The organism is Asaia bogorensis, assembly GCF_900465345.1.
Lineage (GTDB): Bacteria > Pseudomonadota > Alphaproteobacteria > Acetobacterales > Acetobacteraceae > Asaia > Asaia bogorensis_A.
The window spans coordinates 109,234-133,575 of record NZ_UEGO01000012.1; the positions used below are offsets into that span (position 1 = coordinate 109,234).

The 24,342-nt window shown below is 59.4% G+C and carries 25 protein-coding genes and 1 tRNA gene; 19 read left to right on the top strand and 7 right to left on the bottom strand.

Features of this window, described 5'->3' with window-relative positions:
* The first annotated feature begins 194 nt into the window (after positions 1-194).
* The 3 genes from ED655_RS06170 to ED655_RS06180 all read left to right on the top strand — a co-directional run bounded on the left by ED655_RS06170 (position 195) and on the right by ED655_RS06180 (position 2,085).
* Complete coding sequence (locus ED655_RS06170) at positions 195-686, top strand: Ros/MucR family transcriptional regulator (protein ID WP_122049413.1); 492 nt, start codon at positions 195-197, stop codon at positions 684-686.
* Between the two features lie 90 nt (positions 687-776).
* Positions 777-1,721: a signal peptide peptidase SppA gene (gene sppA / locus ED655_RS06175; RefSeq protein ID WP_122049414.1), complete on the top strand. Its 945-nt coding sequence runs from the start codon at positions 777-779 to the stop codon at positions 1,719-1,721.
* A 67-nt stretch (positions 1,722-1,788) separates the two neighbouring features.
* The gene (locus ED655_RS06180) at positions 1,789-2,085 is read left to right on the top strand and encodes an integration host factor subunit beta (protein WP_122049415.1); all 297 of its coding nucleotides are present in this window, start codon (positions 1,789-1,791) and stop codon (positions 2,083-2,085) included.
* Between the two features lie 191 nt (positions 2,086-2,276).
* Here the strand turns inward: ED655_RS06180 and ED655_RS06185 are convergent, their stop codons facing one another.
* Both ED655_RS06185 and trxB read right to left on the bottom strand, forming a co-directional pair.
* Positions 2,277-3,167: a LysR family transcriptional regulator gene (locus tag ED655_RS06185; RefSeq protein ID WP_122049416.1), complete on the bottom strand. Its 891-nt coding sequence runs from the start codon at positions 3,165-3,167 to the stop codon at positions 2,277-2,279.
* A gap of 175 nt (positions 3,168-3,342) precedes the next feature.
* Positions 3,343-4,299 carry a thioredoxin-disulfide reductase gene (gene trxB, locus ED655_RS06190; RefSeq protein ID WP_122049417.1) on the bottom strand — a complete coding sequence of 319 codons (957 nt, stop codon included), beginning with the start codon at positions 4,297-4,299 and terminating at the stop codon, positions 3,343-3,345.
* A gap of 259 nt (positions 4,300-4,558) precedes the next feature.
* Between trxB and ED655_RS06195 the strand changes: the two genes are divergently transcribed.
* From ED655_RS06195 to ED655_RS06210, 4 genes are all read left to right on the top strand, one after another.
* Positions 4,559-5,056, top strand: a complete 498-nt coding sequence (locus ED655_RS06195) for an Lrp/AsnC family transcriptional regulator (RefSeq protein ID WP_051395788.1) — start codon at positions 4,559-4,561, stop codon at positions 5,054-5,056.
* The gene (locus ED655_RS06200; RefSeq protein ID WP_122049418.1) at positions 5,053-6,144 is read left to right on the top strand and encodes a glycosyltransferase family 2 protein; all 1,092 of its coding nucleotides are present in this window, start codon (positions 5,053-5,055) and stop codon (positions 6,142-6,144) included. Before ED655_RS06195 ends, ED655_RS06200 begins: the two co-directional genes overlap by 4 nt.
* A 13-nt stretch (positions 6,145-6,157) precedes the next feature.
* Positions 6,158-7,588 (top strand): ArnT family glycosyltransferase, encoded by a 1,431-nt coding sequence (locus ED655_RS06205; protein ID WP_122049419.1) that lies wholly within the window; start codon positions 6,158-6,160, stop codon positions 7,586-7,588.
* 251 nt (positions 7,589-7,839) lie between these two features.
* The gene (locus ED655_RS06210) at positions 7,840-9,990 is read left to right on the top strand and encodes a prolyl oligopeptidase family serine peptidase (RefSeq protein WP_240993529.1); all 2,151 of its coding nucleotides are present in this window, start codon (positions 7,840-7,842) and stop codon (positions 9,988-9,990) included.
* Between the two features lie 223 nt (positions 9,991-10,213).
* Here ED655_RS06210 and rpsU read toward each other — a convergent pair whose 3' ends face one another.
* Complete coding sequence (gene rpsU / locus ED655_RS06215; RefSeq protein WP_007283570.1) at positions 10,214-10,417, bottom strand: 30S ribosomal protein S21; 204 nt, start codon at positions 10,415-10,417, stop codon at positions 10,214-10,216.
* Between the two features lie 221 nt (positions 10,418-10,638).
* On the opposite strand from rpsU, the gene def reads away from it, so the two are divergent.
* The 4 genes from def to ED655_RS06235 all read left to right on the top strand — a co-directional run bounded on the left by def (position 10,639) and on the right by ED655_RS06235 (position 13,827).
* On the top strand, positions 10,639-11,169 hold the full coding sequence (def, locus tag ED655_RS06220) for a peptide deformylase (protein ID WP_122049420.1): 531 nt from the start codon (positions 10,639-10,641) through the stop codon (positions 11,167-11,169).
* Between the two features lie 3 nt (positions 11,170-11,172).
* Positions 11,173-11,655: a MarR family winged helix-turn-helix transcriptional regulator gene (locus ED655_RS06225; RefSeq protein WP_122049421.1), complete on the top strand. Its 483-nt coding sequence runs from the start codon at positions 11,173-11,175 to the stop codon at positions 11,653-11,655.
* Positions 11,656-11,738: 83 nt separating this feature from the next.
* Positions 11,739-12,473 (top strand): response regulator, encoded by a 735-nt coding sequence (locus ED655_RS06230; protein WP_122049578.1) that lies wholly within the window; start codon positions 11,739-11,741, stop codon positions 12,471-12,473.
* Positions 12,474-12,480: 7 nt separating this feature from the next.
* Positions 12,481-13,827, top strand: a complete 1,347-nt coding sequence (locus tag ED655_RS06235; RefSeq protein WP_122049422.1) for an ATP-binding protein — start codon at positions 12,481-12,483, stop codon at positions 13,825-13,827.
* Between the two features lie 234 nt (positions 13,828-14,061).
* On the opposite strand, the gene ED655_RS06240 is transcribed toward ED655_RS06235, so the two are convergent.
* Positions 14,062-14,634: an outer membrane protein assembly factor BamE gene (locus ED655_RS06240; RefSeq protein WP_122049423.1), complete on the bottom strand. Its 573-nt coding sequence runs from the start codon at positions 14,632-14,634 to the stop codon at positions 14,062-14,064.
* Between the two features lie 189 nt (positions 14,635-14,823).
* Between ED655_RS06240 and ED655_RS06245 the strand changes: the two genes are divergently transcribed.
* The 7 genes from ED655_RS06245 (at position 14,824) to ED655_RS06275 (ending at position 19,458) form a co-directional block, all read left to right on the top strand.
* Complete coding sequence (locus ED655_RS06245; protein ID WP_122049424.1) at positions 14,824-15,441, top strand: DUF177 domain-containing protein; 618 nt, start codon at positions 14,824-14,826, stop codon at positions 15,439-15,441.
* A 137-nt stretch (positions 15,442-15,578) separates the two neighbouring features.
* A complete protein-coding gene (gene rpmF / locus ED655_RS06250) occupies positions 15,579-15,782 on the top strand; it encodes a 50S ribosomal protein L32 (RefSeq protein ID WP_023977526.1) in 204 nt (67 codons plus the stop codon).
* Between the two features lie 65 nt (positions 15,783-15,847).
* On the top strand, positions 15,848-16,939 hold the full coding sequence (gene plsX / locus ED655_RS06255) for a phosphate acyltransferase PlsX (protein WP_122049425.1): 1,092 nt from the start codon (positions 15,848-15,850) through the stop codon (positions 16,937-16,939).
* A 67-nt stretch (positions 16,940-17,006) separates the two neighbouring features.
* The gene (locus tag ED655_RS06260) at positions 17,007-17,960 is read left to right on the top strand and encodes a beta-ketoacyl-ACP synthase III (protein ID WP_122049426.1); all 954 of its coding nucleotides are present in this window, start codon (positions 17,007-17,009) and stop codon (positions 17,958-17,960) included.
* A gap of 69 nt (positions 17,961-18,029) precedes the next feature.
* Positions 18,030-18,353 (top strand): integration host factor subunit alpha, encoded by a 324-nt coding sequence (locus tag ED655_RS06265; RefSeq protein ID WP_023977523.1) that lies wholly within the window; start codon positions 18,030-18,032, stop codon positions 18,351-18,353.
* Entirely contained in the window at positions 18,350-19,300 is a 951-nt protein-coding gene (locus ED655_RS15830) for a MerR family transcriptional regulator (RefSeq protein WP_240993530.1), read from the top strand. Before ED655_RS06265 ends, ED655_RS15830 begins: the two co-directional genes overlap by 4 nt.
* An 84-nt stretch (positions 19,301-19,384) precedes the next feature.
* Positions 19,385-19,458, top strand: a tRNA-Pro gene (locus ED655_RS06275).
* 245 nt (positions 19,459-19,703) lie between these two features.
* On the opposite strand, the gene ED655_RS06280 is transcribed toward ED655_RS06275, so the two are convergent.
* The 3 genes from ED655_RS06280 to ED655_RS06290 form a co-directional block, all read right to left on the bottom strand.
* Positions 19,704-20,870, bottom strand: a complete 1,167-nt coding sequence (locus ED655_RS06280) for an AI-2E family transporter (protein ID WP_122049579.1) — start codon at positions 20,868-20,870, stop codon at positions 19,704-19,706.
* A gap of 176 nt (positions 20,871-21,046) precedes the next feature.
* The gene (locus tag ED655_RS06285) at positions 21,047-21,547 is read right to left on the bottom strand and encodes a DUF3574 domain-containing protein (RefSeq protein ID WP_240993532.1); all 501 of its coding nucleotides are present in this window, start codon (positions 21,545-21,547) and stop codon (positions 21,047-21,049) included.
* A gap of 44 nt (positions 21,548-21,591) precedes the next feature.
* Entirely contained in the window at positions 21,592-22,428 is an 837-nt protein-coding gene (locus tag ED655_RS06290) for an NUDIX hydrolase (RefSeq protein WP_122049428.1), read from the bottom strand.
* An 89-nt stretch (positions 22,429-22,517) separates the two neighbouring features.
* Here ED655_RS06290 and ED655_RS06295 point away from each other — a divergent pair, with 89 nt between their 5' ends.
* Entirely contained in the window at positions 22,518-24,308 is a 1,791-nt protein-coding gene (locus tag ED655_RS06295) for an ABCB family ABC transporter ATP-binding protein/permease (protein WP_122049429.1), read from the top strand.
* The last annotated feature ends 34 nt before the right edge of the window (positions 24,309-24,342 follow it).

The following is a 24,342-nucleotide window of genomic DNA, read 5'->3' on the forward strand; positions in this document are numbered from 1 at the left end:
TTCGAAGATAAGAGCGCTGTCCTGGATTTCTTCTTGATGCCGATGAAAAAAAACTGTCAGATCAATTTGATTTTAACGCAAACTTATTGGAAGTATAAAAAAGAAAAGATAAAACGTTAAGCCTATTTACCCCGAAAAACTGATGCTATAAAACATCCGGTTAAAAGAGTTAAACTTCAACAAAGAGAAAATAAATGTCAGAGTCAGAAACCAACGTCGCCTTGCTCGAGTTGACTGCCCAGATCGTGTCCTCTCACGTTGCCAACAATTCGATCGCTGGCGATGACCTGCCGGGCATGATCAAGCAAGTATACAATGCCCTGCAAGGTGCCGGTCAGGCCGATCCCGAGCCGGAGCGTCCGCAGCCTGCCGTGCCGATCAAGCGATCGGTCTTCCCGGACTATATCGTCTGCCTGGAAGACGGTAAGAAGCTCAAGATGCTCAAGCGTCACCTGCAGAGCGCCTATGGCATGACGCCTGAGCAGTATCGTGAGCGCTGGGGCCTTCCGAGCGACTATCCTCTGGTTGCACCGAATTACGCCGAGCGTCGTTCGCATCTTGCTCGCGAAATCGGTCTTGGTCGCAAGATCAATGCCGGGGCTGATACGGCCTCGCGCGTCCCGACCGAAGAAGGTAGTGAAGGCGAAGAGCGTCCCGCCCGCCGCGGCCGCGCAAAAAAGGCCTGAAACGGGGATTTACCCAGTAGACGCGCCACGAAAGGCAACCCATCCTGTGATGGGTTGCCTTTTTTATTTGCGTGATGGGAAACAAGACCGATGACGGCATTCAATCGCACGGATGATGATAGTGAGGCCGTATTGCGTCGCCAGCGAAAGCGCTTGCTGTTCTGGCGTGGTATCGCCGTTGCGGCCCTGATCGTGACGACGCTCGTGCTCTTTGCACCCGCCAGACCTCATCCCCCCCATGATGCGATTGCACGCCTCGAGATAACGGGCGTCATCGGCAACAGGGTACGACCGACGGTTGAAGCGATCGAGCGAGCAGAGCGTGACCCGCATATCAAGGCGATGCTGCTGGTCATCGACAGTCCTGGCGGTGGTGTAACCGGAGGGGAGGCGCTGCACGATGCCATTGCCGGTTTTGCCAGCCACAAGCCGGTTGCCGTTTCCATGCAGGGTCTTGCTGCCTCGGCTGGCTACATGATTGCCGTGCCGGCTCAGCGAGTCTTTGCCTATCCTTCATCCATCACGGGGTCGATCGGGGTCATCATGATGCGTCCCGATGCCTCGGTCTTGCTCGATCATATCGGTGTCAAGGCCGATGCGATTGCTTCAGGCCCGATGAAAGACCAGTCACAGCCCTTTACGGCCCTCAAACCCGAGGGGCGACAGATGCTCCAGGGGATTGTGGACGATCTGTTTGACCAGTTCGTTCTGATGGTTGCCAAGGGACGTCATCGCTCCGTCGATGAAATCCGTCAGCTTGCCGATGGCCGCCCCTATACTGGACGTCAGGCCGTTGCGCTTCATCTGATAGACCAGATTGGCGATGAGGAGCAGGCGACGGCATGGCTGCATGGTCAGATCAAGGGTGGCAAGGGTCTGCCGGTCAGAAAGCTTGTTATCGAAAGACCCGGCCGCACGATGTGGGAGCGCCTCTATCACCGTTTTGGCGGCTCGCTGTTTGCCTGGCCCGAAGCAATCGACAGGATGGTGGCTTATCAGAGCCTTGACGGTGCAGTCTCGATTTTGCCACGGTGAAAACTGAGCGTTGTCGGGCGGATCAGGCGATCCGCCCTCTTGTTACCGAGAGTTTGCAGAGCCCCTGATGACAAAATCCGAACTCATTGCCGAACTCTCAGCGGCGCATCCTCATCTCAGTGCCCGTCATATCGAGATGATTGTCCAAACCATCCTGTCGGAGATTTCCGGCGCCCTTGCGCGTGGAGACCGGGTGGAAATCCGTGGCTTCGGTGCCTTTGTCGTCAAGAAGCGTGATGCCCGTCTGGGTCGAAATCCTCGCACGGGTTCTGCTGTCTCGGTGGAAGAAAAGACGATCCCTTTCTTCAAGGCAGGCAAGGAGCTACGCGAGCGCGTCAATGCTCATGCAAACAAGCGAGGCTAGGTGGCCGCTCGTCGGTGACAAGAAAAGCGGGGGCGCCGCAGCGGGCCGTCAGCCCTCTCAGGTTGATGTGACACAGCCGGCCCCCGACTCTGCAAGGCAAGCCTGTACTGGCTCAAGATCGGAATAGCAGCGAGCGATTTCTCGGTGACAGTATCACCCAGGGGATTGCGGGTGAGGTTATCGGGCTTGGTTCAATGCTTGCCTGCCTGAATCTCGCTCAGCAGGAAGTCACGCAGCACCGTGATGCGCTTCGACATCTTGAGTTCCTCGGGATAGACGAAAAACGCTTCGACGGTTGGAATGGGCTCGTGCTCAAGAATGCGGACGAGTTCTGGATGTGCCTGCGCCAGATAGGTGGGAACCGATCCGATCCCGGCACCTTTCGCGATGGCCGTGGCGATGGCCGGGAAGCTGTTGATCTCTAGCTTGTTGCGAACCGACCCATGACACTGGCGGCGGACCAGTTCGAGCAGCCAGAAGGCATCAGGGAGGGGAGGTGACATACCAGCGAACCCGACCAGATGATGCTGGCCGAGCTCTGCAATACTGTTCGGAACGCCGTGCTGGTCCAGATAGGCCTGACTGGAATAGATAGGCATTGCAAAATTGGCCAGATGACGCTGGATCAGATCGGCCTGCCTGGGGGGATGCATACGTATGGCGACGTCGGCCTCACGCATCCCGAGGTCGAGGTCCGTATCCTCCATGATCAGGCTCACCTCGATATCGGGGTGAAGCGACAGAAAGCGTTGAATCTTGGGGGCAAGCCAGCCGAGGCCAAACCCGGACGTTGTGGTGATCTTGAGCTCGCCCTTGGCCTTGACCTTGCTCTCGCTCAGATAGGCCTGTGTCAGGGAGAGTTTCGAGAACACTTCCCGGACGGTGTGGTTGAGTGTCTCGCCCTGCTCGGTCAGGATCAGGCCGCGGGCATGGCGGTGGAAAAGCGGGACGTTCAGCGTCTCTTCAAGAGCCGAGATCTGACGCGAGACTGCGGACTGGCTCAGATTGAGCCGGTCGCCGGCATGGGTGAATGAACCCGCCTCCGCAACCGCATGGAATATTCGCAATTTGTCCCAGTCCATGCGGCTTTCCTAGAGCTCGTCCCCGACCACGTCAGAAAAAGAGCGCGAGCGGGCGGATTTCCCGGTCGCGTGCCTGGCGGTCATCAAATGTTGATCGCTATGACTTGGCAGCATTCTTGGGCTCTGCCAAGTCATTTTATGCAGCAACTCTTACGGAAGAATAACGATCAAAATGTCAGGATAGTCCAGCCAGAAGATGCTCGGCCTCGAGGGCTGCCATACACCCGGTACCAGCCGCCGTAATCGCCTGCCTGAATTTCTTGTCCTGCACATCGCCAGCGGCAAACACGCCTTCGACTGAGGTTTTTGTGCTGCCCGGCACCGTGATGATGTAGCCCTCTGAGTCGCATTCCAGCGTCTCACGGAACGGTGCTGTGTTGGGGCTGTGGCCGATCGCCACGAATACACCATCGACACCCAGGGTCTGTTCGCTGCCATCAACCGTATTGCGTAGTCGCACGCCACAAACGGTCTCCGGCTTGCCGGCACCCAGAATTTCCTCGACCGCGTTGTTCCAGAGCACCGTGATCTTGGGATTGGCAAAAAGACGATCTTGGAGGATGCGTTCTGCACGCAAGCTGTCGCGTCGATGAACCAGTGTCACATGGTCGGCATGGTGTGTCAGGTAGAGCGCCTCTTCGACAGCCGTGTTTCCGCCACCGATCACGGCCACCTTCTTGCCACGATAAAAGAATCCGTCACAGGTGGCGCAGGCCGATACGCCACCGCTTTGCAGTCTGGCTTCGGAGGGCAGGCCCAGCCATTTCGCTTGGGCCCCGGTGGCGATGACGACGGTGCGCGCCAGATATTCCGCGCCGGAATCTGCTTTGAGGCGGAAATAGCCATCGTCGGTTTTTTCGTTGAATGCACATTCCGTGATCAGGTCGTAATGCATCTCGGTGCCGACATGCTCGGCCTGCAGGCGCATCTGCTCCACCAGCCAGGGGCCCTGAACCGGCTCGGCAAAGCCGGGGTAGTTTTCAACATCGGTTGTGATCGTCAACTGGCCGCCCGGCTGCAGCCCGGCCACAAGAATCGGCTTGAGATTGGCACGCGCTGCGTAAATCGCTGCGGTATAGCCTGCCGGGCCTGCGCCAATAACAAGCAGATCAGTCCTGAAACTCTGGCTCACTGGGAATGTCCTTGAACTGGTGTTCGTTTAACTTTTAGTCATTGACCATCGGGCAGGGTGTTGATGCACCATGCCTAAGTGACAAGACAATTGCGAAGAGACATGGCTCTCGGGTCAGGATGCAGATATAGGTGATGATGCGCGCCTGCCAACCGACTAGTTTTGCCCGACCCTCACGGTGACGATGACTGACAACGATCCTGACGACCACTTCCCCCACAACGCTGCTCCTCACGACGCTACGGCGCGAGTCGAGTCACTGTCGGCAGGTCTCTCCCCGGGATCGTCCAGCGCGACGATCGTCGATCTGGATTCGATCGACCGTCAGATCGTGGCCGAGTTGCAGCGTGACGGCCGTATGACCAATGTCGAACTGGCGCGACGTACAGGTATCTCGGCGCCACCCTGCCTGCGCCGTGTTCGACGCCTTGAGGAAATCGGAGTTATTGAGGGCTATCATGCAGATGTGGATGCCTCCCGGCTCGGGTGGTCGCTAACATTTTTCGCGCTGATCGGGCTCGAGAGCCAGAAGGGCAGTGTGCTGGAAGCCTTCGAGCGCGAAGTCGCTGGCTGGGCCGAAGTGCGTGAGTGTCACATGATCCGGGGCGGCGGCGATTTTCTCGTGCGCCTCGTGGCCCGTGATGCCGCGCATCAGAACTATTTGACTAAGCGCCTGACGGATCTGGATCATGTGGTGCGCGTGCAAACGCTCCAGACGATACGCACCAGTCTGAACAGGGCCGGCGTTCCGGTATGATGCCCCCGCTTCCGGCGGATCTGACCCTCGTCATTCCCTGCTATAACGAGGCCGCCAACGTGGCTCCCCTGATCGAAGGGGTGCGCCGCGCACTGGAGGGCACGCGCTGGGAAATCGTTTTCGTTGATGACGATTCGCCGGACGGGACATCGAAAGCGGTCGAGAAAGCCGCGCAGGAAGATCCCCGTATCCGCCTGATCCGCCGCGTCGGGCGCCGGGGGCTCTCCTCTGCGGTGATTGAGGGGGCGCTGTCTTCAACGGCCCACGTTATTGCCGTGATGGATGGCGACCTGCAGCATGATGAGGGCATCCTGCGTGATCTGGTTACACCGCTACTCGAAAACCGTGCCGATATTGCTGTCGCCAGCCGCCATGTAGAGGGTGGTGATAGCAGCGGTCTGGCCAATCGGTGGCGGCATATGCTGTCACAGGCCGGGATAAGACTGGCACAGTCGATCCTGCCTATGCCGCTTTCCGACCCTATGAGCGGTTTCTTTGCGGTGAGACGGGCCATGTTTGAACAGGCTGTCCCGAAGCTGACCGGGACAGGTTTCAAGATTCTGCTTGAAATCGTCCTGTCCGTGCCGCGTCAGGCGCGGCTTATTGAAGTGCCCTTCGTGTTTCGTCCGCGTGTATCGGGTGAGAGCAAGCTCAGTCCGCTTGTCATGGTGCAGTTTCTGGGCATGCTGATCGAGCGTGCCTTCGGTGGTTGGCTCCCGACGCGTTTCATCATCTTCGCGGCTGTCGGGCTGATCGGGATTGCCGTCAATTTGCTGGTTTCGGAATTGGCGCGTTTCTCCGGAGCTGGCTTTCAGGTGAGTCAGATACTCGGTACCGCTTGCGCCATTCTTGCCAATTTTCAGCTGAACAATCGCATCACCTACCTTGATCGCCCTCTTCGCGGGCGACGCTGGCTACCGGGGCTATGCATTTTTGTTATCGGTGCCACCATCGGGGCGTTCGGCAATATTGGTGTTGCCCAGTTGATTTATGACACGCATGGACACTGGAGCAGCGCCAGTGCGGCCGGTGCGCTGATTGGTGTAGTCTGGAATTATGCGATCGCCTCTACTCTCGTCTGGCGCTGAGTCATCAGCAATCATGAAGGGGAGGGACAGTCAGCTTGTTCCTCTGTTCTGGGGTGTATTGCTTGCCCTGACCCTCCTGCGCCTGGGCCTCGCGGCTACATTGGGGGTATCGCCGGATGAGGCCTATTACTGGACATGGTCGCGCCATCTTCAGACCGGTTATCTCGATCACCCGCCCATGATCGCCCTTTGGATCCGGCTTGGCACAGCCCTGTTTGGCGATAGTGCTTTCGGGATCCGGTTGCTGGGGCCTCTCTCTGCGTTGCTGGGTTCGATCATGCTCGTTCGCGCCGGGCGCGACCTTCTGGGCAGTGAGCGGGCCGGCTATCGTGCTTCCCTCCTGCTCAATGCCACGCTCATGCTAGGCCTGGGGGCCGCCACGGCAACGCCCGATACGCCTCTGGTCTTTTTCCTGACGCTCACGCTATGGGCTCTGGGGCGCATGATCGCGAGCGGACAGCCTCGCTGGTGGCTGGCGACAGGGTTTTTTTTTGGCCTCGCTTTCGATAGCAAATACACGGCAGTGCTGCCGGCCCTGGCTTGTGGGTTGTGGGTGCTCGCGACCCCTCCGCAGCGTCGGCACTGGCTTTGGCTCTGCGGTGGCGCTGTTATCGGCCTCACGACGATCTCGCCTGTCCTGTTTTGGAACGCCACCCATCATTGGGCCAGCTTCATCAAGCAAGGGGGGAGGGCGGGAGACTGGCACCCGCTGAAGGCGGTCAGTTATCTGGCGGAACTGGCCGGGGGGCAGATTGGTCTTGCCACACCTTTGGTCTTTCTTCTGTTCTGTGTCGGTATCCTATGGTGCCTCAGGCGCGCCGGACGGGAGCCAGTAGCACGGCTTCTGGCCTGTCTTTGTGTTGTGCCGATCGCTGTCTTTGTGCAGCACGCCTTTGGTGGACGGGTGCAGGCCAACTGGCCAGTGGTGATCTATCCTGCGGCTGCCCTTGCGGCTGCCGCAACGCAAAGACGTATCGGCTATGCGTGCACCCTTGGTCTGACGATCACCGCGCTGATCAGCATTCAAGGCATGGTCGCGCCGATTCATCTTTCGGCCCATCACGATGTCATCGCCCGTCAGACAGCAGATTGGTCCGGGCTGGCGCGCAGGGTGCAGGGGGAGGTTTCGCCAGATCATAGCCTCGTCGTGGGAGACTACGCTCTGGCCGCCATCATGCGCTATGAGACGCCAGATCAACCGGTATATAGCTATGATACCCGCTGGGGTTTTCTTGGCGATTATCGCGGCAGTGCGCGTGATGATCCCGGTGCGCGGGCGCAATTGCTGATACGTGAGAGCGAAAAGCCGGATCTGCCCGCAGCGTGGCTCGGTCCAACTGAGACGAAGCGATTTTGTCGTCTGCTGCGTGGCCAGCCAATCATCTGCTATCGCCTGATCAACCTTAATCTGCCCGCAGGAACCGAGATGTTCCGGCTTCCCTGAGGCCCCCTGCCGGAGGCGCGCCCTCTCAGGGTGTTGTCCCGAAATTGCCGTACCGCAACGCCGTGGGGAGCCTGCCACGCATTTGCGCTTGGGCTTTGCCATTGAGAAATGGTTACGTCCGCCAGCCAGCCAAACGCTGCATGGCCGCAGCGACGAACACGGGGCTCACGCAGATAATGCCCTGTCGGGTCCTTTCCCTTATGTAACGGTATGCTCTAGGCTGGCCGTGATTTGCATAAGGGAAATGGCTCATGAAGCGCATCTTGATGGCGATGACATCGCTCGTCTGCACTACTCTCCTGCTTCCTGCCGCCAATCAGGCTCGCGCCGGAACAGGCGTGACGGCTGAGGCATCCGGCGGGGAGCCGCCGTCACGCGCTGCGCTGGAGCAGGTTGAGGGGCAGCAGGCGCTGGACTGGGTCAAGGCTCAGAACAGTCGCAGCGCGGGCGTCTTGCAGGCCGATAAACGCTATCAGAAATTCTATGATGACGTATTGGCGGTGGAACAGGCGCCAGGGCGTCTCACCCTGCCTGAGCAATCAGGTAGCAAGCTGTGGAACTACTGGCAGGATGCCGGCCATCCCAAGGGAGTATGGCGCGCCACAACTCCGGCTTCCTTCGCCAAGGCGGCGCCTGACTGGACGACAATGCTCGATATTGATGCCATGTCGCGTGACGAGAAGCGCGATTGGGTGTTCCAGGGGGCAGAATGCCTGGACCCTGATGCGAGCCGCTGCCTCGTCGCTCTGTCGCTCTCGGGTGAGGACGCAGCCTATTATCGTGAATTCGATACGCAGGCGCGCCGCTTCGTCTCTGGCGGTTTCGATCTGCCTCATTCCAAACAGCGTGTGGCATGGTTCGATCGCGATACGCTTCTTGTATCACGCGACTGGGGCTCAGGCTCCATGACGCGCTCGGGCTATCCGTTCAGCGTACGCCTCGTCAAACGGGGTGAGCCGCTTTCGGCGGCGCGGGAGATCTATAGGGGTCAGGAAGGCGACATGATTGTCGAACCTGAGGTGCTGCATGATGAGACCGGCAAGCGTATCGCCATCATCCGACGCAATATTGATTTTTTCCGTAGCGAATATCGCCTCTATGATCCCGCCAGCGGTACGCTGAAGCAGATCGCCCTGCCTGAGAAAATCGGATATCTCGGCTTTTATGCAGGCAAGCTGATTATCCGCCTCGATCAGGACTGGAACGCCGGTGGCCATTTCACCCGTGGCAGCATCATAGCTGTTGACCCCGTCACATCCGGCGCAGTGCCCGCTCTGGTGTTCAAGCCGCAGGAGAGTGAAACAACAACCGATATCGGTGTCACCTCCAAGGGTGTCATTGCCGTGGTCTATCGCGACGTCCAGCCATCGGCACGGCTCTACACGCCCGGTAAGGACGGGAAGAGCTGGGAGGAGCAATATCACATCTTGCCACGCATGAGTTCAGCGAGCCTTCAATCCTCTTCTGCCTCTGTCAGTGACGCCTATCTCAAGGTCGAGGGTTACATCGTCCCGCCTCAACTCTGGAGCTTCGATACGGGGACAGGCGACGCCAAAAAGGTCAAGGTCACCCCGGCATTGTTTGATGCCAATGGGCTGCGAACCGAGCAGTTCTGGGCAAAATCGAGTGATGGTGTCGATATCCCCTATTTCGTGACCCACCGCCGGGACTGGAAGCTGGACGGTCATAACCCCGTGCTCTTTACGGCCTATGGCGGGTTCGATCTCTCCTATCTACCGACCTATTATGCCGATATCGGCAAGACATGGCTGGAGCGTGGCGGCGTCTATGTGGTCGGTAATATTCGTGGTGGCGGTGAGTACGGGCCAGCCTGGCATGAAGCCGGGATGAAATCAGGCCGTCAGCATGCCTATGATGATTTTGCGGCGATCGGGCGCGATCTGGCCAAACGCGAGATTGCTGATCGCGAGCACCTCGCCATACGTGGGCGCTCAAATGGTGGGCTGCTGATGGGGGTGGAATTTACCCAGCATCCGGAACTGTGGAAGGCCGTCATCATCGGTGTGCCGCTGCTGGATATGGAGAATTTCGAGACGATGGCGGCTGGCGCGTCCTGGGCGGCAGAGTACGGCCATATGAGCGTGCCGCAGGAGCGTAAATTCCTTGAGGGAATATCGCCGTTGCAGCATCTGAAGAAAGACGTGTCCTACCCGGTACCGTTCATCTTCACTTCAACCAAGGATGATCGTGTGGGCCCCGTTCATGCGCGCCTCTTTGCCGCCCGTCTGCAGGAGCTGGGCAAGCCGTTTTTCTATTATGAGGATACGGAAGGCGGTCATGCCGGGACAGTTAACGCCCGGGAAATTGCTCATGAGCGGGCATTGGAGGCCGTCTACCTGTCAAAGAGCCTCATGGATCAGGACCCCGCCTTCAAACACTGAGAGCCTGATGCCTGCCCAGTGCTCGCACCCCCGGCAGGTATCGCCCACAGGTGATCGGCGAGGGAGGTTCTTTCTCGCCAAGGGCTTTTTGCAGAGAAGCTGGCCAGCATCGTTAAACAGCGCGGCGAAAGACGATGCAGGGCAATGACTGTCCCCAGGAAGCAGGCACAAAAAAACCGCCGTGGAAACGGCGGTTGTTCTGTTTGCCGGCTTGGCAGGCTGATCAGAAGCCTTCACGCTCCAGGCGCTTGCGCTCCATCTTGCGTGCACGACGAACCGCTTCGGCCGCTTCACGAGCGCGACGCTCGGAGGGCTTCTCGAAGTGGCGACGCAGCTTCATCTCGCGGAAAACGCCTTCGCGCTGCATCTTTTTCTTGAGCGCCTTGAGCGCCTGATCAACATTGTTGTCACGAACCAGAACCTGCACGGGTCTGCCATCTCCTGTCCGACCATGAGGATCATGGTCTGTTTGTAAATGCGATGCCAGGAACGCGTTACCGATGGCAGAGCGTTCCAGAGAGGCCAGCGCCTTAGCACAGGTTTTGAAGGGGACACAAACGGTTTGAGCAGTATCGCCCGAAAATTATTCATGTCACCATGCGGCTGGATCCGGGAACTATTCCGGCGAATAGAAGGCTGTGTGCAGAAATGGCGTTGCTGAAAATTGCGCGTATGGGGCATCCGGTATTGCTTCAGCGAGCGCAACCGGTTGAAGACGTTCATTCTTTATCGGTCAGGCAACTGGTTTCAGACATGATCGAAACGATGCTTGATTCACGTGGCGCCGGGCTCGCCGCCCCGCAGGTTCACAAATCATTGCGCTTGTTCGTTTATCATGTGCCTGAGGGGCGATGCGGCCCCAATGAGGCGCCGATTCCACCGCGCGTGCTGATCAATCCCGAAATCATGCCTTTAGGCGAGGAGATGATGCAGTGCACGGAAGGGTGTCTTTCTCTCCCGCTATTGCGGGGTGTCGTGCCACGCTATGCAGCCATCGCCTATCGTGGTCTGGATCTTGATGGCTCGGTAATTCAGGGAGAAGCGCGTGGGTTCCACGCCAACGTCCTGCAACACGAATATGATCACCTTGATGGTGTTCTCTACACCATGCGCATGACTGATTTCGCGAGCTTCGGCTATGCCGAGGAATTCGCCATACCTCGTGACAGTGAGGGCTAGTTGATGTCCGGCCTGCGTGTGCAGCGAGATGCTCCCGGTCTGGCGCATCTCTACCTCCGTGAAGAACAGATCCGACTCACCTATGAGGCCATGCTCCTGGCCTGGCGTGAACTGGGTGCAACCTGTGAACCGCTCCAGCGTGACCATCAACTGGGTTCGGCCCATCACCGGGTGATGTTTCTGGTTTCGACCCATCAGGGCCTGACCATGAGCGCTTTGCTGCGACGTCTCAACATTACGAAGCAAAGCCTCAATCGTGTCCTGCAGGAACTCATGGCTCGCGGTCTGATCGAACAACGGGCTGATGAGCATGACAAAAGGCTCAAACATCTGCACCTGACGCCGCAGGGAGCGGCCATCGAAGAGGAAATCTTCGTGGCCCTGCGTGACCGCATGACGCTGGCTTATCGTGCCGCCGGAGGGCAGGCTGTCGAGGGTTTCAGGCGCGTACTGGCCACTCTTCAGGGCGAAGGCGGTGCACCATGACCGAAATGCCGGATATGAGGGCAGGAAAGGCGTCAGACGCGGTGCCGGGCAAGACGGGTGACACGAGGATATACGGGGGTGGTATGGGCGAGACCAGATCGGCAGAGGGTAAATCGCAGGGGGTGGGGGGCCAGGGTGCTCATATCCTCGTGGTGGATGATGACGCGCGCCTTCTGCGCCTGTTGCAGCGCTTTCTGACCGAGGCCGGGTTTCGTATCACCACGGCGGTTGATGCCGAAGCAGCGCGCAAGATCCTGGCTGTCACCCAGCCTGATGCCATGGTGGCCGATATCAATATGCCCGGTGAGGATGGCCTGAGTCTGACGCGCTGGCTGCGTGAGAACGGTCAGGTCCTGCCCATTATCCTCCTGACCGCCCGCGGCGAGCCTGCGGACCGTATCATTGGACTCGAATCAGGTGCCGATGACTATCTTGGCAAGCCTTTTGAACCTCGTGAATTGTTGCTCAGGCTCCAGGCGCATCTGCGTCGCCGTGTTCCACGCCCCATTGGTACGCCGCGCCTGCTCCGCCTTGGAAAGCTGGAATTTGATACCGGACGTGGACTGCTCAGCGGACCGGACGGCATTGTACACCTCACAAGTGGCGAGGCAGCCCTGCTGGGTGTGCTGACCCGCGCGCCAGGTGAGATCCTGTCACGTGAGGCTATTGCGGAGGCTCTGGGTATGGATGAAATCGGGGAACGTGCCGTGGATGTGCAGGTGACGCGCCTGCGCCGACGGATCGAGCCCGACCAGAAAGAGCCCCGTTTTCTTCAGACGGTCAGAGGCAAGGGCTACGTGCTGAAGCCGGGAAGCTGAGCCCGGGATGAAAGCTGCCCGTTTGCTGGAGCGTCTGGTTCGCCGGCTGTTGCCACGCTCTTTCCAAGGCCGGTCGCTCCTGATCGTGCTTATGCCGCTACTGATCACCCAGATCGTGGCCCTGCAGCTCTTCTATGGCAATTACCTGAATGTGGTGTCGCGTCGGCTGGCCGATAGCGTGGTATCGGATCTCGCCTACATCAAGGATTCGGTGGAGCATATGCCAGGCCAGAAGGACTGGATCCTGCATCAGGCCCGATGGCGCACGCAGCTTGTGATCACCTTTCATCCCGGCGAACGTCTGACCAATGCGCAGGCGCCTTTTGTGCTCGGCCCTATGGATGAGGACCTTACAAATGCCGTGCGTCGGGTGTTCGATGCACCATGCTACATCGACTGGAACGCCACGAGACAGAGCGTAAGGCTTGATATCCCGCTGCATGACGGCGTGCTCGAGGTGATCGTCCCGCGCAAGCGGCTCGATGTCGGCCCAATCTGGCTGTTTGTGGCATGGGAGGTGGGGAGCGCCATCCTGCTCTTCATGGTTGCTGGCCTGTTTATTGGTCGGCAGGTTCGCGCAGTCAGACGTCTGGCGAAGGCGGCCGAGAATTTCGGTCTGGGCCGCGACGATGGTCCAATTCATCCGCAGGGTGCTCTGGAGATACGCAAGGCGGCACTAGCCTTCAATCGTATGCAGGCGCGGGTGAACCGTTTCGTGACCCATCGTACGGCTGTTCTGGCGGGGGTGTCGCATGATCTGCGCACGCCCCTGACGCGTCTGCGCCTGACATTGGCCATGATGCCCGTCGAGGGCACGGTCGAGGCACAGGAACTGCGCCCCGATATCGAGGATATGGTTGCCGATATTGCCGAGATGGAACGTTTGATCGGGAGCTATCTTTCCTTTGCGCGAGGTGAGGGGGAGGAGGATCCTGTTCCAACTGATCTTCTGGCCATGCTGCGCGATGTGGCGGCCGCAACGGTGCGAGCCGGCGGCAAGGTGCTGGCGATCCATGCAGAGCATGGGCTGACGGTGCCTGTGCGTCCCGACGCGATGCGGCGTGTGTTGATCAATCTGGCGGAGAACGCCCGTCGTCATGGCGGCCGCATGACATTCTCGCTGCGTCAGACCGGGCGCATGGTGGAAATCACAATTGACGATGACGGACCAGGCATAGCGCAGTCGCGACGCAAGGATGTATTCCGCGCCTTCAGCAGCACGGCCGGGCCTGAGGGGGGAAGCGGGCTCGGTCTCACGATTGCGCGTGACATCATGGCAGCGCATGGGGGGAGTGTGGTGCTGCGGAACAGCCCACTCGGTGGCCTGCGGGTCATGCTCAAACTGCCGCAATAGGGATTTTCTCTCCGGCAAGGCGCAGTGCCGGGAGAGGGAAGCCTAACTCTGGGCCGGGATTCGTGCAGATAACACCTCAGCCGGCCCGACGAAGAGCCCGTGCGCAACGAGAGAGATCCGTTCCGCCAGTGAAGGCGTCATGAAAAAACCGGCATCGCGTGAGGGCGAAGCCGGTTTGTCAGAAGGCGATGCCGCTCCTGTGCGCTCGCAAGGCCGGTCAGGCGCTTGGGGTGATCAGGGAAGCGAGTTGCCCGTTCCACCATGACCTGTGCCCACACCGGCACCCAGCGGGCCCTGCGTGCCACCAAATGTGCTGCCCATATTGCTCATGGGGTTGTAGCGGCCGACATTGCCCAGCAGCTGCTGCAGCACGTTGACCTTGGTGCCCGGCGTCGGGGTCGTTTCGCCTACCATGCCGACATTATAGCCGTTCTTGCGGTGCAGCGTGTCCATACGGCGCAGGACGCCGGTGGTGTCAAATGCCAGAACCAGAACGTTCTGCTTGGTCACACGAGGAAAGCCCAGGGGCTGGGGCACGGTCACCATCGAGACGTAGAACCAGGTATTGTCGTCAAAGGTCGCATGGGCGGTCGGTGAGCCGAGGATATCGGTCACGTCGTTGCGTGTGCTGGTTCCCGGTACGAGCTGGCTATAATCGTCCTTCTCGATCAGCGAGCCACGATTCTGGGGAATCGGGCTGAAAACCGAGCAACCCGCCAGGGCGAGGGGGGCGATGCAAAGCAGGGTGCGCGCGAGGCCCACATGCGATTTCAGCCGCGGGGAGGTCTTCTGGGAGGCGCTCTTCATGGCGGGTTATGTCGTCCTGCAATGATCGTGAAATAATCCGGGCGATCTTCTCTGATTTGGCGGGAACATCGTTTCACCAACATCGATAGGACCATCAGGCTCTTCTATATTGCGGAGAGCGACGTTAAGGCAATTCGGAAAAGGAAGCCCGCTCCCGGGTTTTTGCCAGCACCATGTCAGGAAGGCAGCATGACAGACAGCAACGATCCGAAATTCTCCCGTGCTGAGTCCGTGGCTGCGGCTACGGCGCCACCGGAGTTTTCCCGCCGCCTTGTGATCAACCGCATTGGTCATGATGGCATGGTCGAGACAATCAAGGCCAATGAGGCCGAGTGCCGCAAACTGGCCAGGAGGCTCGATATTCCGGTCATCCACGCCTTGAATTGCCGGTTTCGTATCATTCCCGAACCGGGTAATCATTTCGTGCTCGAAGGGGTGCTGACTGCCCATGTGGCGCTCGAATGCGTCATCACAGGCGAAACCTTTGAGGACGCTCTCAACGAATCCTTCGCCGTGCGTATGGTACCGGCGCGTCGTTTTTCTGAAGAAACTGCGTCCGATCTCGAGGCAATTGACGAGATCCCCTATGAGGGAAATGCGCTCGACCTTGGGGAGGTTGCTTCGGAGCAGCTGGCCCTGATGCTGCCCTCCTATCCCCGCAAGCCCGGTGCCGCCCTCGAAAATGCGGTTGACGAAGCCCCACGGGAAACGGCAGAGGAGGCGGCTGAAGAGGAAGGCGGCCGACCCAACCCGTTCGGTGCCCTCGCTGGATTGTCTTTGAGCAAAAAAAAGACAGATCTGAGCTAGAATTGAACAGGATGCTTGCGACCCGGCCAAGGGTCTGCTAGAGCCGCCCGCCTGATCATAGTGAACAGCATCGTTATCTGCTGAGGCCGAATGGCGGCCGAAAGCAGGGACGATCTAAGAAGAAAGAGGCTTCCGCCATGGCCGTCCCCAAAAGAAAGACCACGCCGTCCCGCATGGGCATGCGTCGCAGCCATCACGCCCTGACCGTTCAGGCTCACGCAGAGTGCAGCAATTGCGGCGAACTGAAGCGCCCGCATCACGTCTGCGCCCATTGCGGTCATTATGACGGTCGTGAAGTCGTGGCTTCCGGCAAGACGCTGAAGACGACCGTTCGCGTTTGAGGCTCGATCGGGTCGACCCCCTTCGGGTCGGCTCGTCTTGTTCAAAATAAGACGCGGGGCGGAGCATGACTGACCTAGATGCGCCGGCCAGCCAGGCTGCGCCTTATAGTTTGGCCATTGATGCGATGGGTGGGGATCATGCCCCGGAAATCGTTCTGGCTGGTTTGGATCGCGCTGCCGATCGACATCCTACAGCAAAAATTCTGCTTGTTGGTGACGAGGCTATTCTGCGCCCTCAGCTGGCGCGCTACGCCAAGGCGCAGCGCATCTGCGAGATCCGCCACGCGCCTTCTTCCATCTCGATGGAAATGAAGCCCACAGCGGCTTTGCGCCTGCGTGACTCCTCGTTGCGTATGGCGATCGATGCCGTAGCATCGGGTGAGGCAGGTGGGGTTGTGTCGGCTGGCAATAGCGGCGCTATGCTGGCTCTTGCCAAGATCGTTCTCAAAACTCTCCCTGGTATCACGCGGCCTGCCATGGCAGCGGTCAACCCATCTGCCCGTGGCGACGTGGTGATGCTGGACCTTGGTGCCAATATTGCCTGTGACACGCGCAATCTGGTCGAATTTGCTGTGATGGGCGAGGCTTTTGCCAAGGCGGTTCTGGGCCTGCCCGCACCGAGTATCGGCTTGCTTAACGTGGGTGCCGAAGAACTCAAGGGTGATGAGCGTCTACGTGCCGCTGCCGATATCCTGCGCGAATCGCCTCTCGCTGCCCAGTTTCACGGGTTTGTCGAAGGGCATGACATCACGGCGGGCACAACCGACGTGGTCGTCACTGACGGGTTTTCCGGCAATATCGCGCTCAAGACGGGTGAGGGTGCGCTCAAGCTGGTGTCGATGCTGTTGCAGCGCGTGTTCAAGACCAGCCTGCTGACCCGCATCGGTTATCTGCTCGTGCGTCCCGGCCTCGAGCGTATGAAGGAATGGATTGACCCGAGACGTTATAATGGCGCGGTCTTCGTAGGCCTTAACGGCATTGTGGTGAAATCTCATGGTGGTGCCGATGCCGAAGGATTCGCAGCGGCTATTGATGTTGCGATGGATGCCGTGACCCATTCCATCAATGAGAAGATCCGCGAGCGTCTGCGTCAGGTCGAAGCCCTCATGGCGGCTGATGCGGAAATCGAACTTGCCACTTCTCCCAGCGAGGCATGACCGCCACGCCGGGAAAGCGGCGGGATCGGCGTGAGCGCCTGGTTGGTATCATTCAAGAGGAAGACATATGTCCCTGCGCGCGCGCCTGACCGGATTTGGCAGCTATCTGCCCAAGCAGGTTGTTACCAATGCCGACCTCGCCGAGCGTATTGAAACCTCTGATGAATGGATCCGGACGCGGACAGGAATTGCCCAGCGTCACATTGCCAGCGGCGACGAAAATGCAGTCAGCATGGCTGTTGCAGCTGCGCGAGCTGCGATCAGCTATGCCGAGGCCGATATGGCCGATATTGGCGCGGTGATTGTGGCCACAGCTACGCCGGATCAGACCTTTCCGGCCACGGCCGTACGTGTGCAGGCCGAGTTGGGGCTAGGTGACGGTTTCGCATTCGACGTGACAGCAGCCTGCTCGGGCTTCGTCTATGCCTTGGCGACGGCGGAGGCTTTCATCCGTAGCGGGCAGGTCCGCAAGGCACTTGTCATTGGCTCGGAAGTCTATTCGCGGATTCTGGATTGGGAAGATCGTACGACCTGCGTGCTCTTTGGCGACGGCGCGGGTGCGGTGTTGCTGGAGGCAACTGAGGAGGAAGGCGCTGGCATTCTCTCAACGCATCTCCATAGCGATGGCACTCATGGCGATATCCTGTTCGTCGATGGTCCCTCGACCCCGACCCCTGTTCTGCATATGCAGGGACGCGAGGTTTTCCGTCATGCTGTGGCCAAGCTCTCCGCCGTTGTTGACGAGGCGCTTTCCCGCCATGGCCTGACGGGCCAGGATATTGCGTGGCTCGTGCCGCATCAGGCCAATCTGCGCATCATCGAAGGCATGGCTAAAAAGCTGGCCCTGCCGCTCGATCGTGTGGTTGTGACGGTTGATCGCCATGCCAACACATCGGCAGCGTCCATTCCGCTGGCGCTTGATGAAGCCGTGCGTGACGGACGTATCCGCAAGGGTGATCTCGTCCTTCTCGAGGCACTCGGTGGCGGTCTGACCTGGGGATCAGCGCTTCTGCGCATGTAGAGCGCAATGCGCACTCTCACACTTCACTGATTTGATTGACCTTCATTACTGTCATGATACGGTGGTGTCATGACAACGGTGACACGCGCGCAAATCGCAGAGCATATCTACAGTGAGGTTGGACTGTCCCGGCACGAGTCCGCCGATCTGCTCGAGAGCGTTCTCGAACTGATCGCTGCGCGCCTCGAGAAGGGGGAGACGGTCAAGCTGAGTGGATTCGGGACCTTCTCCGTTCGCCAGAAGGGCCGACGTGTCGGCCGTAATCCAAAGACCGGCATCGAAGTGCCTATTCTGCCGCGCTCGGTGCTGGTGTTTCGACCCAGCCAGATCCTGCGCGCCGTTGTGAATGGCGAATCGACCGAAGGGCTGGTCAGCGAAAGCGATGATTCATGACGACGAGTTTTCCCGTGGCGACCTTGAACAGTGGCCCGGAGGAGCGAGCTGACCCGGACCGGCTGGTGAAGGGCCCGAACGCCTATCGTACGATCAGTGAGGTCGCGGACGAGCTTCATGTGCCACAGCATGTGTTGCGTTTCTGGGAAACCCGCTTCCCAGAGGTCAAGCCCCTCAAGCGTGGCGGTGGCCGTCGCTATTACAGCCCTGCTGATATCGAGACCCTGAGGCGTATCACGGACCTGCTCTATGTCCAGGGTTACACGATCAAGGGTGTTCAGCGCGTTCTGAAGGAGCAGATGGCGGATCCTGCGACGCCGACCGTACCAGCAATGACTGGGGCGCATCCTGCATCCCCGTCGATTTTACCTTCACCCATTGAAGAGACGCGCGGTTCATTCGAGATACCGGCGTTCCAGCCCACCGAGCCGACGCAAACTCATCCTGATCGCCATGATGGGGAAGGTGCGCTTACGGATCCCGGGACAACGTCCTCAGCAATGGTGGATGAATTCCGCGCGTCGGATCTTCAAGCTGAAGATAGCCAAGCCGCATCGGTAGCCGAGATGCCTGCTGACAAGGATTCGGATCGGACCGTTTCTCAGGCAGAAGGGTCTGAGGGCACCGATGATGACCATGATGCGCCGCAGGGTCATCCTGATGGTTCCCTGGGTCCGCAAGAGACTATTCTTGACCCTGGAGAGGAAACGAGCGCGACGAGCGTAACCGCTGTGGAGGATGATCTTGCTGAGACGACGTCTCCTGAAGGACAGCTGATCGACCTCCCCGGTGTCAATGAAGAGCTGATCACCATCCTGCAGGATGAGCTGGTCGCGTTGCGGACCGAGCACGGGCGCTGGAGGCAGGAGCGACGTGCCCTGCGTCTGGCGCTGGAAGATGTGCTGGGCGAACTCGACAGCCTGCGTCAGATGCTGCCGCAAGCGTGAAAAACCGTTTCCTTGCAAAAACCTGCAATCAGGTGCTTGCAGGGAAGGCCCCTCACTGCTAAACGGCCTTTACCGCAGGACTGACGGGCAGTAGCGCAGCCTGGTAGCGCATCAGTCTGGGGGACTGGGGGTCGTGGGTTCGAATCCCGCCTGCCCGATATCGTCCTGTCCTGCGGTACTCTCTCCAAAAACAAGATCGACCAGACAGGCTATTGCCTGCAACGTCTCGTCCATTTCGTCGTGTCATTTCGGACCGAAGGCCGACCCGCGCATTCATATTCAGGATGGATCGGCATTGAGGCCTCGCGTCTGACTGGGTGATGACACTGCCTGCCAATTGACCCTGAATACGCGAGCGAAGAACTCGTGATCTGCGCCGCGCAATGGGCGGCGCGACCAGGTTTCAGTAGGCCTCGTCCTTGAGAACGATCTCGGAGTCGGAACTCCAGATCCGCCAGAGCAGATGAACCGCAGCCATGATCGCCGGACCAAGGAACAGTCCCAGCAGGCCCCAGGTCTCGACGCCGCCAAGAATACCCAGAAGCACCCAGAGAAACGGCATTTGCGTGCTGCCACCAATCAGGGCAGGGCGGATGAAGTGGTCGGCAACGAAGATGACAATGGCGCCCAGCGCGACAATCACAATCCCCGCAATCATCTTGCCTTGGATGATGACCAGGAGTGCCGCCAGCACCACTGTGGGCAGGCCGAGGAAGGGAATCATCGCCGCGACCCCGGTCAGCAGCGCGAAGAGCAAGGGCTGCGGCGTATCGGTCAACACATAGGCCACGCCCATCACCAGCCCCTCACCGAGGCCAACCAGAACCAGTCCTGCGACTGTACCATGCACGGATGAGATCATCTGACGGGCCAGTTTCTCGCCGCGTTGGCCGAATGTGCGGTTGGAAACCACTAGAACGCGATGGATGATATCGGCGCCATCACGGAGCAGGAAGAACAGGGTCAGAATGGAGAACAGGAACAGCGTGGCTCTCTTGGCCACCTGGGTCGTCACCTGACGGGTCACGGCCATGCCGTGATTGGCATCGACCGAATGGAACAATCTGTTCAGATGCTCGGGATTGACCAGATTATTCTGCCACCATCGAGCAACCTGCGCCCGCTCAAAAGGCAGATCGTTCAGCCATTCCGGCATGGGAATGCCTGTGTGGCGGACCTCGTCAATCCAGTGAAGGGCGCTCTGTGCTTCTTCGGCTGCCTTATAACCCACCAGACTGAGCGGGATCAGGAAGATGAGCGCGATCGCCGCTGTGAAAAGCATCGGAAGCCATTCGGTACGGCCGAACCGTGCCTCGGTACGCTTGTAAAGCGGCCAGGATGCAATGGCGAATACGCAGCCCCAGAGCAGCGCTGGAAGAAAATTCTTGAGCGTGAACAGCGCGAGCGCAATGAAGAAAAACCCGAGGAGGCCGCGTGAGCGTCTTTGTCCCCGGCCAACCGGTGACCCTGTTACAGCCTCTTCCGGAAGATCGTCCTCTGCCGCACAGTCCTGACCCTTGTTGCTGGCGCCGGTCGGGCTGTTTGGTGGCATGGCGTTCTGGTCGGTCATCATTGTCCTCAACCTCGGCATACTGCCTCGGATTTCATAATTTGGCACGACAGCAGGACGTGACGCCTCAAGGAGGGTCATCCTGTGCCGTGGTCCTGCGTGTCATTACCGGCAAGTCCAGCCTGCACGTCAATAACGCAATTCGGACTCGGGTGTTCTAGGGTCTAGGCCTGCCCTCAGAAAGAGGCGCAGCCCGAGTGGATGAACGCGCCGACCGATTGCTGGTTGAACCGTCTCTTGTAGGCGTCACGAATGGCGGCGATGGCAGGGGCAAGGGTTGCTGTCTCGGGCGTGAGGATCCACACCAGCCGGGCGGGTTCATGTGTCACCATGCCGCCGGGCCTGTCTTGCCACTGCCCCTGTGCCTCGACAACGGACAGTCCCGCAGGGAAGCGGGACGTGACTTCACGGGCTAGGAAATCGGACCATTCAGGCGAAGTAATGGTCCGGCCGTCCGGATCGGCAAGGCCGAAAGCCAGGGTGATGGAAAGCATCTCGCGGCTGTTGGTCAGGATATTCTGAGTTATGCAGGCAGAGTCCGGCGTGACCGGCTTCTCCGGCGAGGCGGTGCATCCGGCAAACCCCGTCAGGAGACCCAGCAGCGCCACGCGACTGACACGACCAACCTGTCCCGAGGCAGGGGAGCTTTGACCTGACCCGTTTCTACGGGGCGACAATCCGAGGTGTCGAGGCATGGGAGTGTGGCGCATCGCTTTGGAAGTCAGTGCTGATCGAGGGCATCGCGCAAAAATGCGCTCTCAGCCGGGGAAAACAGGCCGCGACGGATAAACAGGTCGATCAGCACCAGATTGACATTGAACTTGATGTCGTTGGTGTCGCGCACCAGACGAAACACGGTGTCGATGGGCATGAGTTCAAAAAAGGCGACTTCGCCATCGACGGGCTGCGGGATGAAATCCTCAGGCAGGGTGAGGTCATAGCAGAAGAGCGTATCCTGACGCAGGCCTTCCGGGCGTGCCATAGCATAGCGCAGTGTTGCTACTGGGTGTGCCTTGGCTGCCAGTTCGGGTGGTATCGCGGCTTCCTCTCCCGCTTCCTTGATGAGCGCCTCAAGCGGCGTCAGCCCGGTGCAGATGCCACCCGCAGCAAGGTGATCAAGCTTGCCGGGATCAAGGCGCTTGTTCTGCGCTCTATGGCCCATCCAGAGATAAAGACCGTCTGCCTTCTCGACCAGACCGTTCAGATGAACGCCAGCAGCCGTGCAGCCAAGGAGGGGAAGGGCACCGCGGTCGATCTGGCCAATAACTTCGCCGCCCTCGTCGAACACGTCAAAGAGCTCGTGATGAGGTCTGTAAAGCCCCCTGTCAGCCAATTCGACCCCTAGAGGCTGGAGGGCGGCGCCATCGGACACACGAAAGATCTCATGCCCCCTATCTTCGAAGGCATAGCCGAGGGCGGTGAGGGCCTCGAAAACCTTCGGATCGGCAAGGCCGAAGCGCCTGTCTCCAGCCAGTACAGGCCGCCGCCCGCCGGGCAGAATGGCGGTCTGGCAGCTTTTGATGTGCTCGAGAAACGGGGCGAGGCTGTCTGAAGTCATGAAAGGCGCAACTCTCTTGTCTGAAAGACAACGATATCGCGTATCACGGTTCGATTGCAAAACGCCGGGCGCATGCTCAGGTTGGGCGCATGAACCTTCCCTTTACCCGTCCTCTGGCCCTGCCTCTGGCCTTGTCGAGCCTTCTGCGTGCCTGGCGTCTCGTCCTGTCACACGACATACGATTCTTCCGTATCGGGATGGGGCTCACTCTGGCGCTGCTGGTTGCCGAGCGCCTTTGTATACTGGGCGCTCCCTACATGTTCAGCCGCCTCGTCGCGCATTATGCGACGGCGGATCTGCGCGTGGTCGTGCCGGCCGGGCTCATACTGGGCTATGGCGGGCTGATTTTCTTCCGTAGCGTGTTTTCTGCCCTGCAGGAGCTTGTGTATCAGCCCGTGGGACAGCGTTTGCAGGCGCTGACCGCGCAGGCGGCGTTTCGTCACCTGCTGGACCTGCCATATCGCTTCCATCGTGACCGTCAGACCGGGGCCCTGACCCGCGCGATCGAGCGGGGATCGGAGGCAGCCGATACGCTTTTGCGGCTTGCGCTGTTTAACATCCTGCCGGCCATTCTCGACACTGGGCTGACAGTGGCGGTCGTCTTTCATTTTCTTGGCGGGCGCTATGCCTGCGTCATTCTTGTCGCGTTGCTCAGCTATATCGTTCTGGCCCAATGGTTCGTTCGCCAGCGGGTTCGTGCCCGGCGTCAGCGCAACGAGGCCAATGGCAAGGCCCAGCATTTCCTTCTCGATTCCCTGCTGAATTTCGAGGCCGTGCGTCATTTCGCCAATGAGCCGCATGAATATGCCCGATACGAGCAGGCGCGGCGCGAGCAGGAGAAGGCCAGCCTGCGCATGACATTTGTCGCAGGCTTATCTTCCGTCAGTCAGAACGCCATGATTGCCCTCGCCACATTGGCGATTTTTTTCATGGCCGGGCGGGATCTGGCGACGGGCAAGCTCGATGTGGCGGCGTTCGTGCTGATCGGCACCTATCTGCGTACCCTCTATCAGGCCATCATCTCGCTCAATCTCGTTTATGCGGGCTGGCGCAATGCCTGTGTTGATCTGGAGCACCTGACCGAACTCATGGACGAAGCCCCACGTCCCGTACTGCCTTCGCCGGAACGCGAAGGTGAGGCGAGGGGGCCTGCCTCGCTCGTGTTCCAGAATGTCAGTTTCGACTATGACGGACGCGAGATCCTTCATGCCCTGTCATTCCGGGCGGGGCCGGGGGAGATCATTGCCCTGGTCGGTCCGACCGGGGCCGGAAAATCGACAATTGCGCGCCTCATCCTTGGCGCCTATGCGCCAGCCAGCGGTCAGATCCTGCTCGATGGCCGGGACCTTGCCTCCATACCGCCAGTCGCCCTGCACAGGATGATCGGTGTGGTGCCCCAGGACACGCAACTCTTCAATGATACGATTGGCTACAACATCGCTTATGGCCAGCTCGATGCTACGCAGGCGGAAATCGAGGAGGCAGCACGCCTGGCGCAGATCCATGATTTCATCGAAGGGCTTGAGAACGGATATGAAACGCTTGTCGGTGAGCGCGGGCTGAAACTCTCGGGGGGCGAGCGACAGCGTATTGCGCTGGCACGTATCATTCTGCGCAAGCCCAGACTTCTGTTGTTGGACGAGGCAACGAGTGCACTGGATACGGGCACCGAACTGCGGCTTATGGACGCCCTGCGCCGCGTGACGTCGCGCCAGACGACCATTGCCATCGCCCATCGTCTCTCCACCATACGCCACGCGACGCGCATACTGGTTATCGAGGCAGGCAGGATCGTCGAGGAAGGCACACACGAGAGCTTGATGGCCCTTCAGGGGGCTTATTTCGGCATGGTGTCCAACCAATCCGGGCCAGAGGCCTAGTTTTCACGGGCGGCCTTCCCTACGTGAGGGGCTC

Coding starts and splice junctions, on each gene's coding strand:
- ED655_RS06170 (WP_122049413.1), top strand. CDS start 195: ATGTCAGAGTCAGAAACCAACGTCGCCTTGCTCGAGTTGACTGCCCAG.
- sppA (WP_122049414.1), top strand. CDS start 777: ATGACGGCATTCAATCGCACGGATGATGATAGTGAGGCCGTATTGCGT.
- ED655_RS06180 (WP_122049415.1), top strand. CDS start 1,789: ATGACAAAATCCGAACTCATTGCCGAACTCTCAGCGGCGCATCCTCAT.
- ED655_RS06185 (WP_122049416.1), bottom strand. CDS start 3,167: ATGGACTGGGACAAATTGCGAATATTCCATGCGGTTGCGGAGGCGGGT.
- ED655_RS06200 (WP_122049418.1), top strand. CDS start 5,053: ATGATGCCCCCGCTTCCGGCGGATCTGACCCTCGTCATTCCCTGCTAT.
- ED655_RS06205 (WP_122049419.1), top strand. CDS start 6,158: ATGAAGGGGAGGGACAGTCAGCTTGTTCCTCTGTTCTGGGGTGTATTG.
- ED655_RS06210 (WP_240993529.1), top strand. CDS start 7,840: ATGAAGCGCATCTTGATGGCGATGACATCGCTCGTCTGCACTACTCTC.
- def (WP_122049420.1), top strand. CDS start 10,639: ATGGCGTTGCTGAAAATTGCGCGTATGGGGCATCCGGTATTGCTTCAG.
- ED655_RS06225 (WP_122049421.1), top strand. CDS start 11,173: ATGTCCGGCCTGCGTGTGCAGCGAGATGCTCCCGGTCTGGCGCATCTC.
- ED655_RS06230 (WP_122049578.1), top strand. CDS start 11,739: ATGGGCGAGACCAGATCGGCAGAGGGTAAATCGCAGGGGGTGGGGGGC.
- ED655_RS06235 (WP_122049422.1), top strand. CDS start 12,481: ATGAAAGCTGCCCGTTTGCTGGAGCGTCTGGTTCGCCGGCTGTTGCCA.
- ED655_RS06240 (WP_122049423.1), bottom strand. CDS start 14,634: ATGAAGAGCGCCTCCCAGAAGACCTCCCCGCGGCTGAAATCGCATGTG.
- ED655_RS06245 (WP_122049424.1), top strand. CDS start 14,824: ATGACAGACAGCAACGATCCGAAATTCTCCCGTGCTGAGTCCGTGGCT.
- rpmF (WP_023977526.1), top strand. CDS start 15,579: ATGGCCGTCCCCAAAAGAAAGACCACGCCGTCCCGCATGGGCATGCGT.
- plsX (WP_122049425.1), top strand. CDS start 15,848: ATGACTGACCTAGATGCGCCGGCCAGCCAGGCTGCGCCTTATAGTTTG.
- ED655_RS06260 (WP_122049426.1), top strand. CDS start 17,007: ATGTCCCTGCGCGCGCGCCTGACCGGATTTGGCAGCTATCTGCCCAAG.
- ED655_RS06265 (WP_023977523.1), top strand. CDS start 18,030: ATGACAACGGTGACACGCGCGCAAATCGCAGAGCATATCTACAGTGAG.
- ED655_RS15830 (WP_240993530.1), top strand. CDS start 18,350: ATGACGACGAGTTTTCCCGTGGCGACCTTGAACAGTGGCCCGGAGGAG.
- ED655_RS06280 (WP_122049579.1), bottom strand. CDS start 20,870: ATGACCGACCAGAACGCCATGCCACCAAACAGCCCGACCGGCGCCAGC.
- ED655_RS06290 (WP_122049428.1), bottom strand. CDS start 22,428: ATGACTTCAGACAGCCTCGCCCCGTTTCTCGAGCACATCAAAAGCTGC.
- ED655_RS06295 (WP_122049429.1), top strand. CDS start 22,518: ATGAACCTTCCCTTTACCCGTCCTCTGGCCCTGCCTCTGGCCTTGTCG.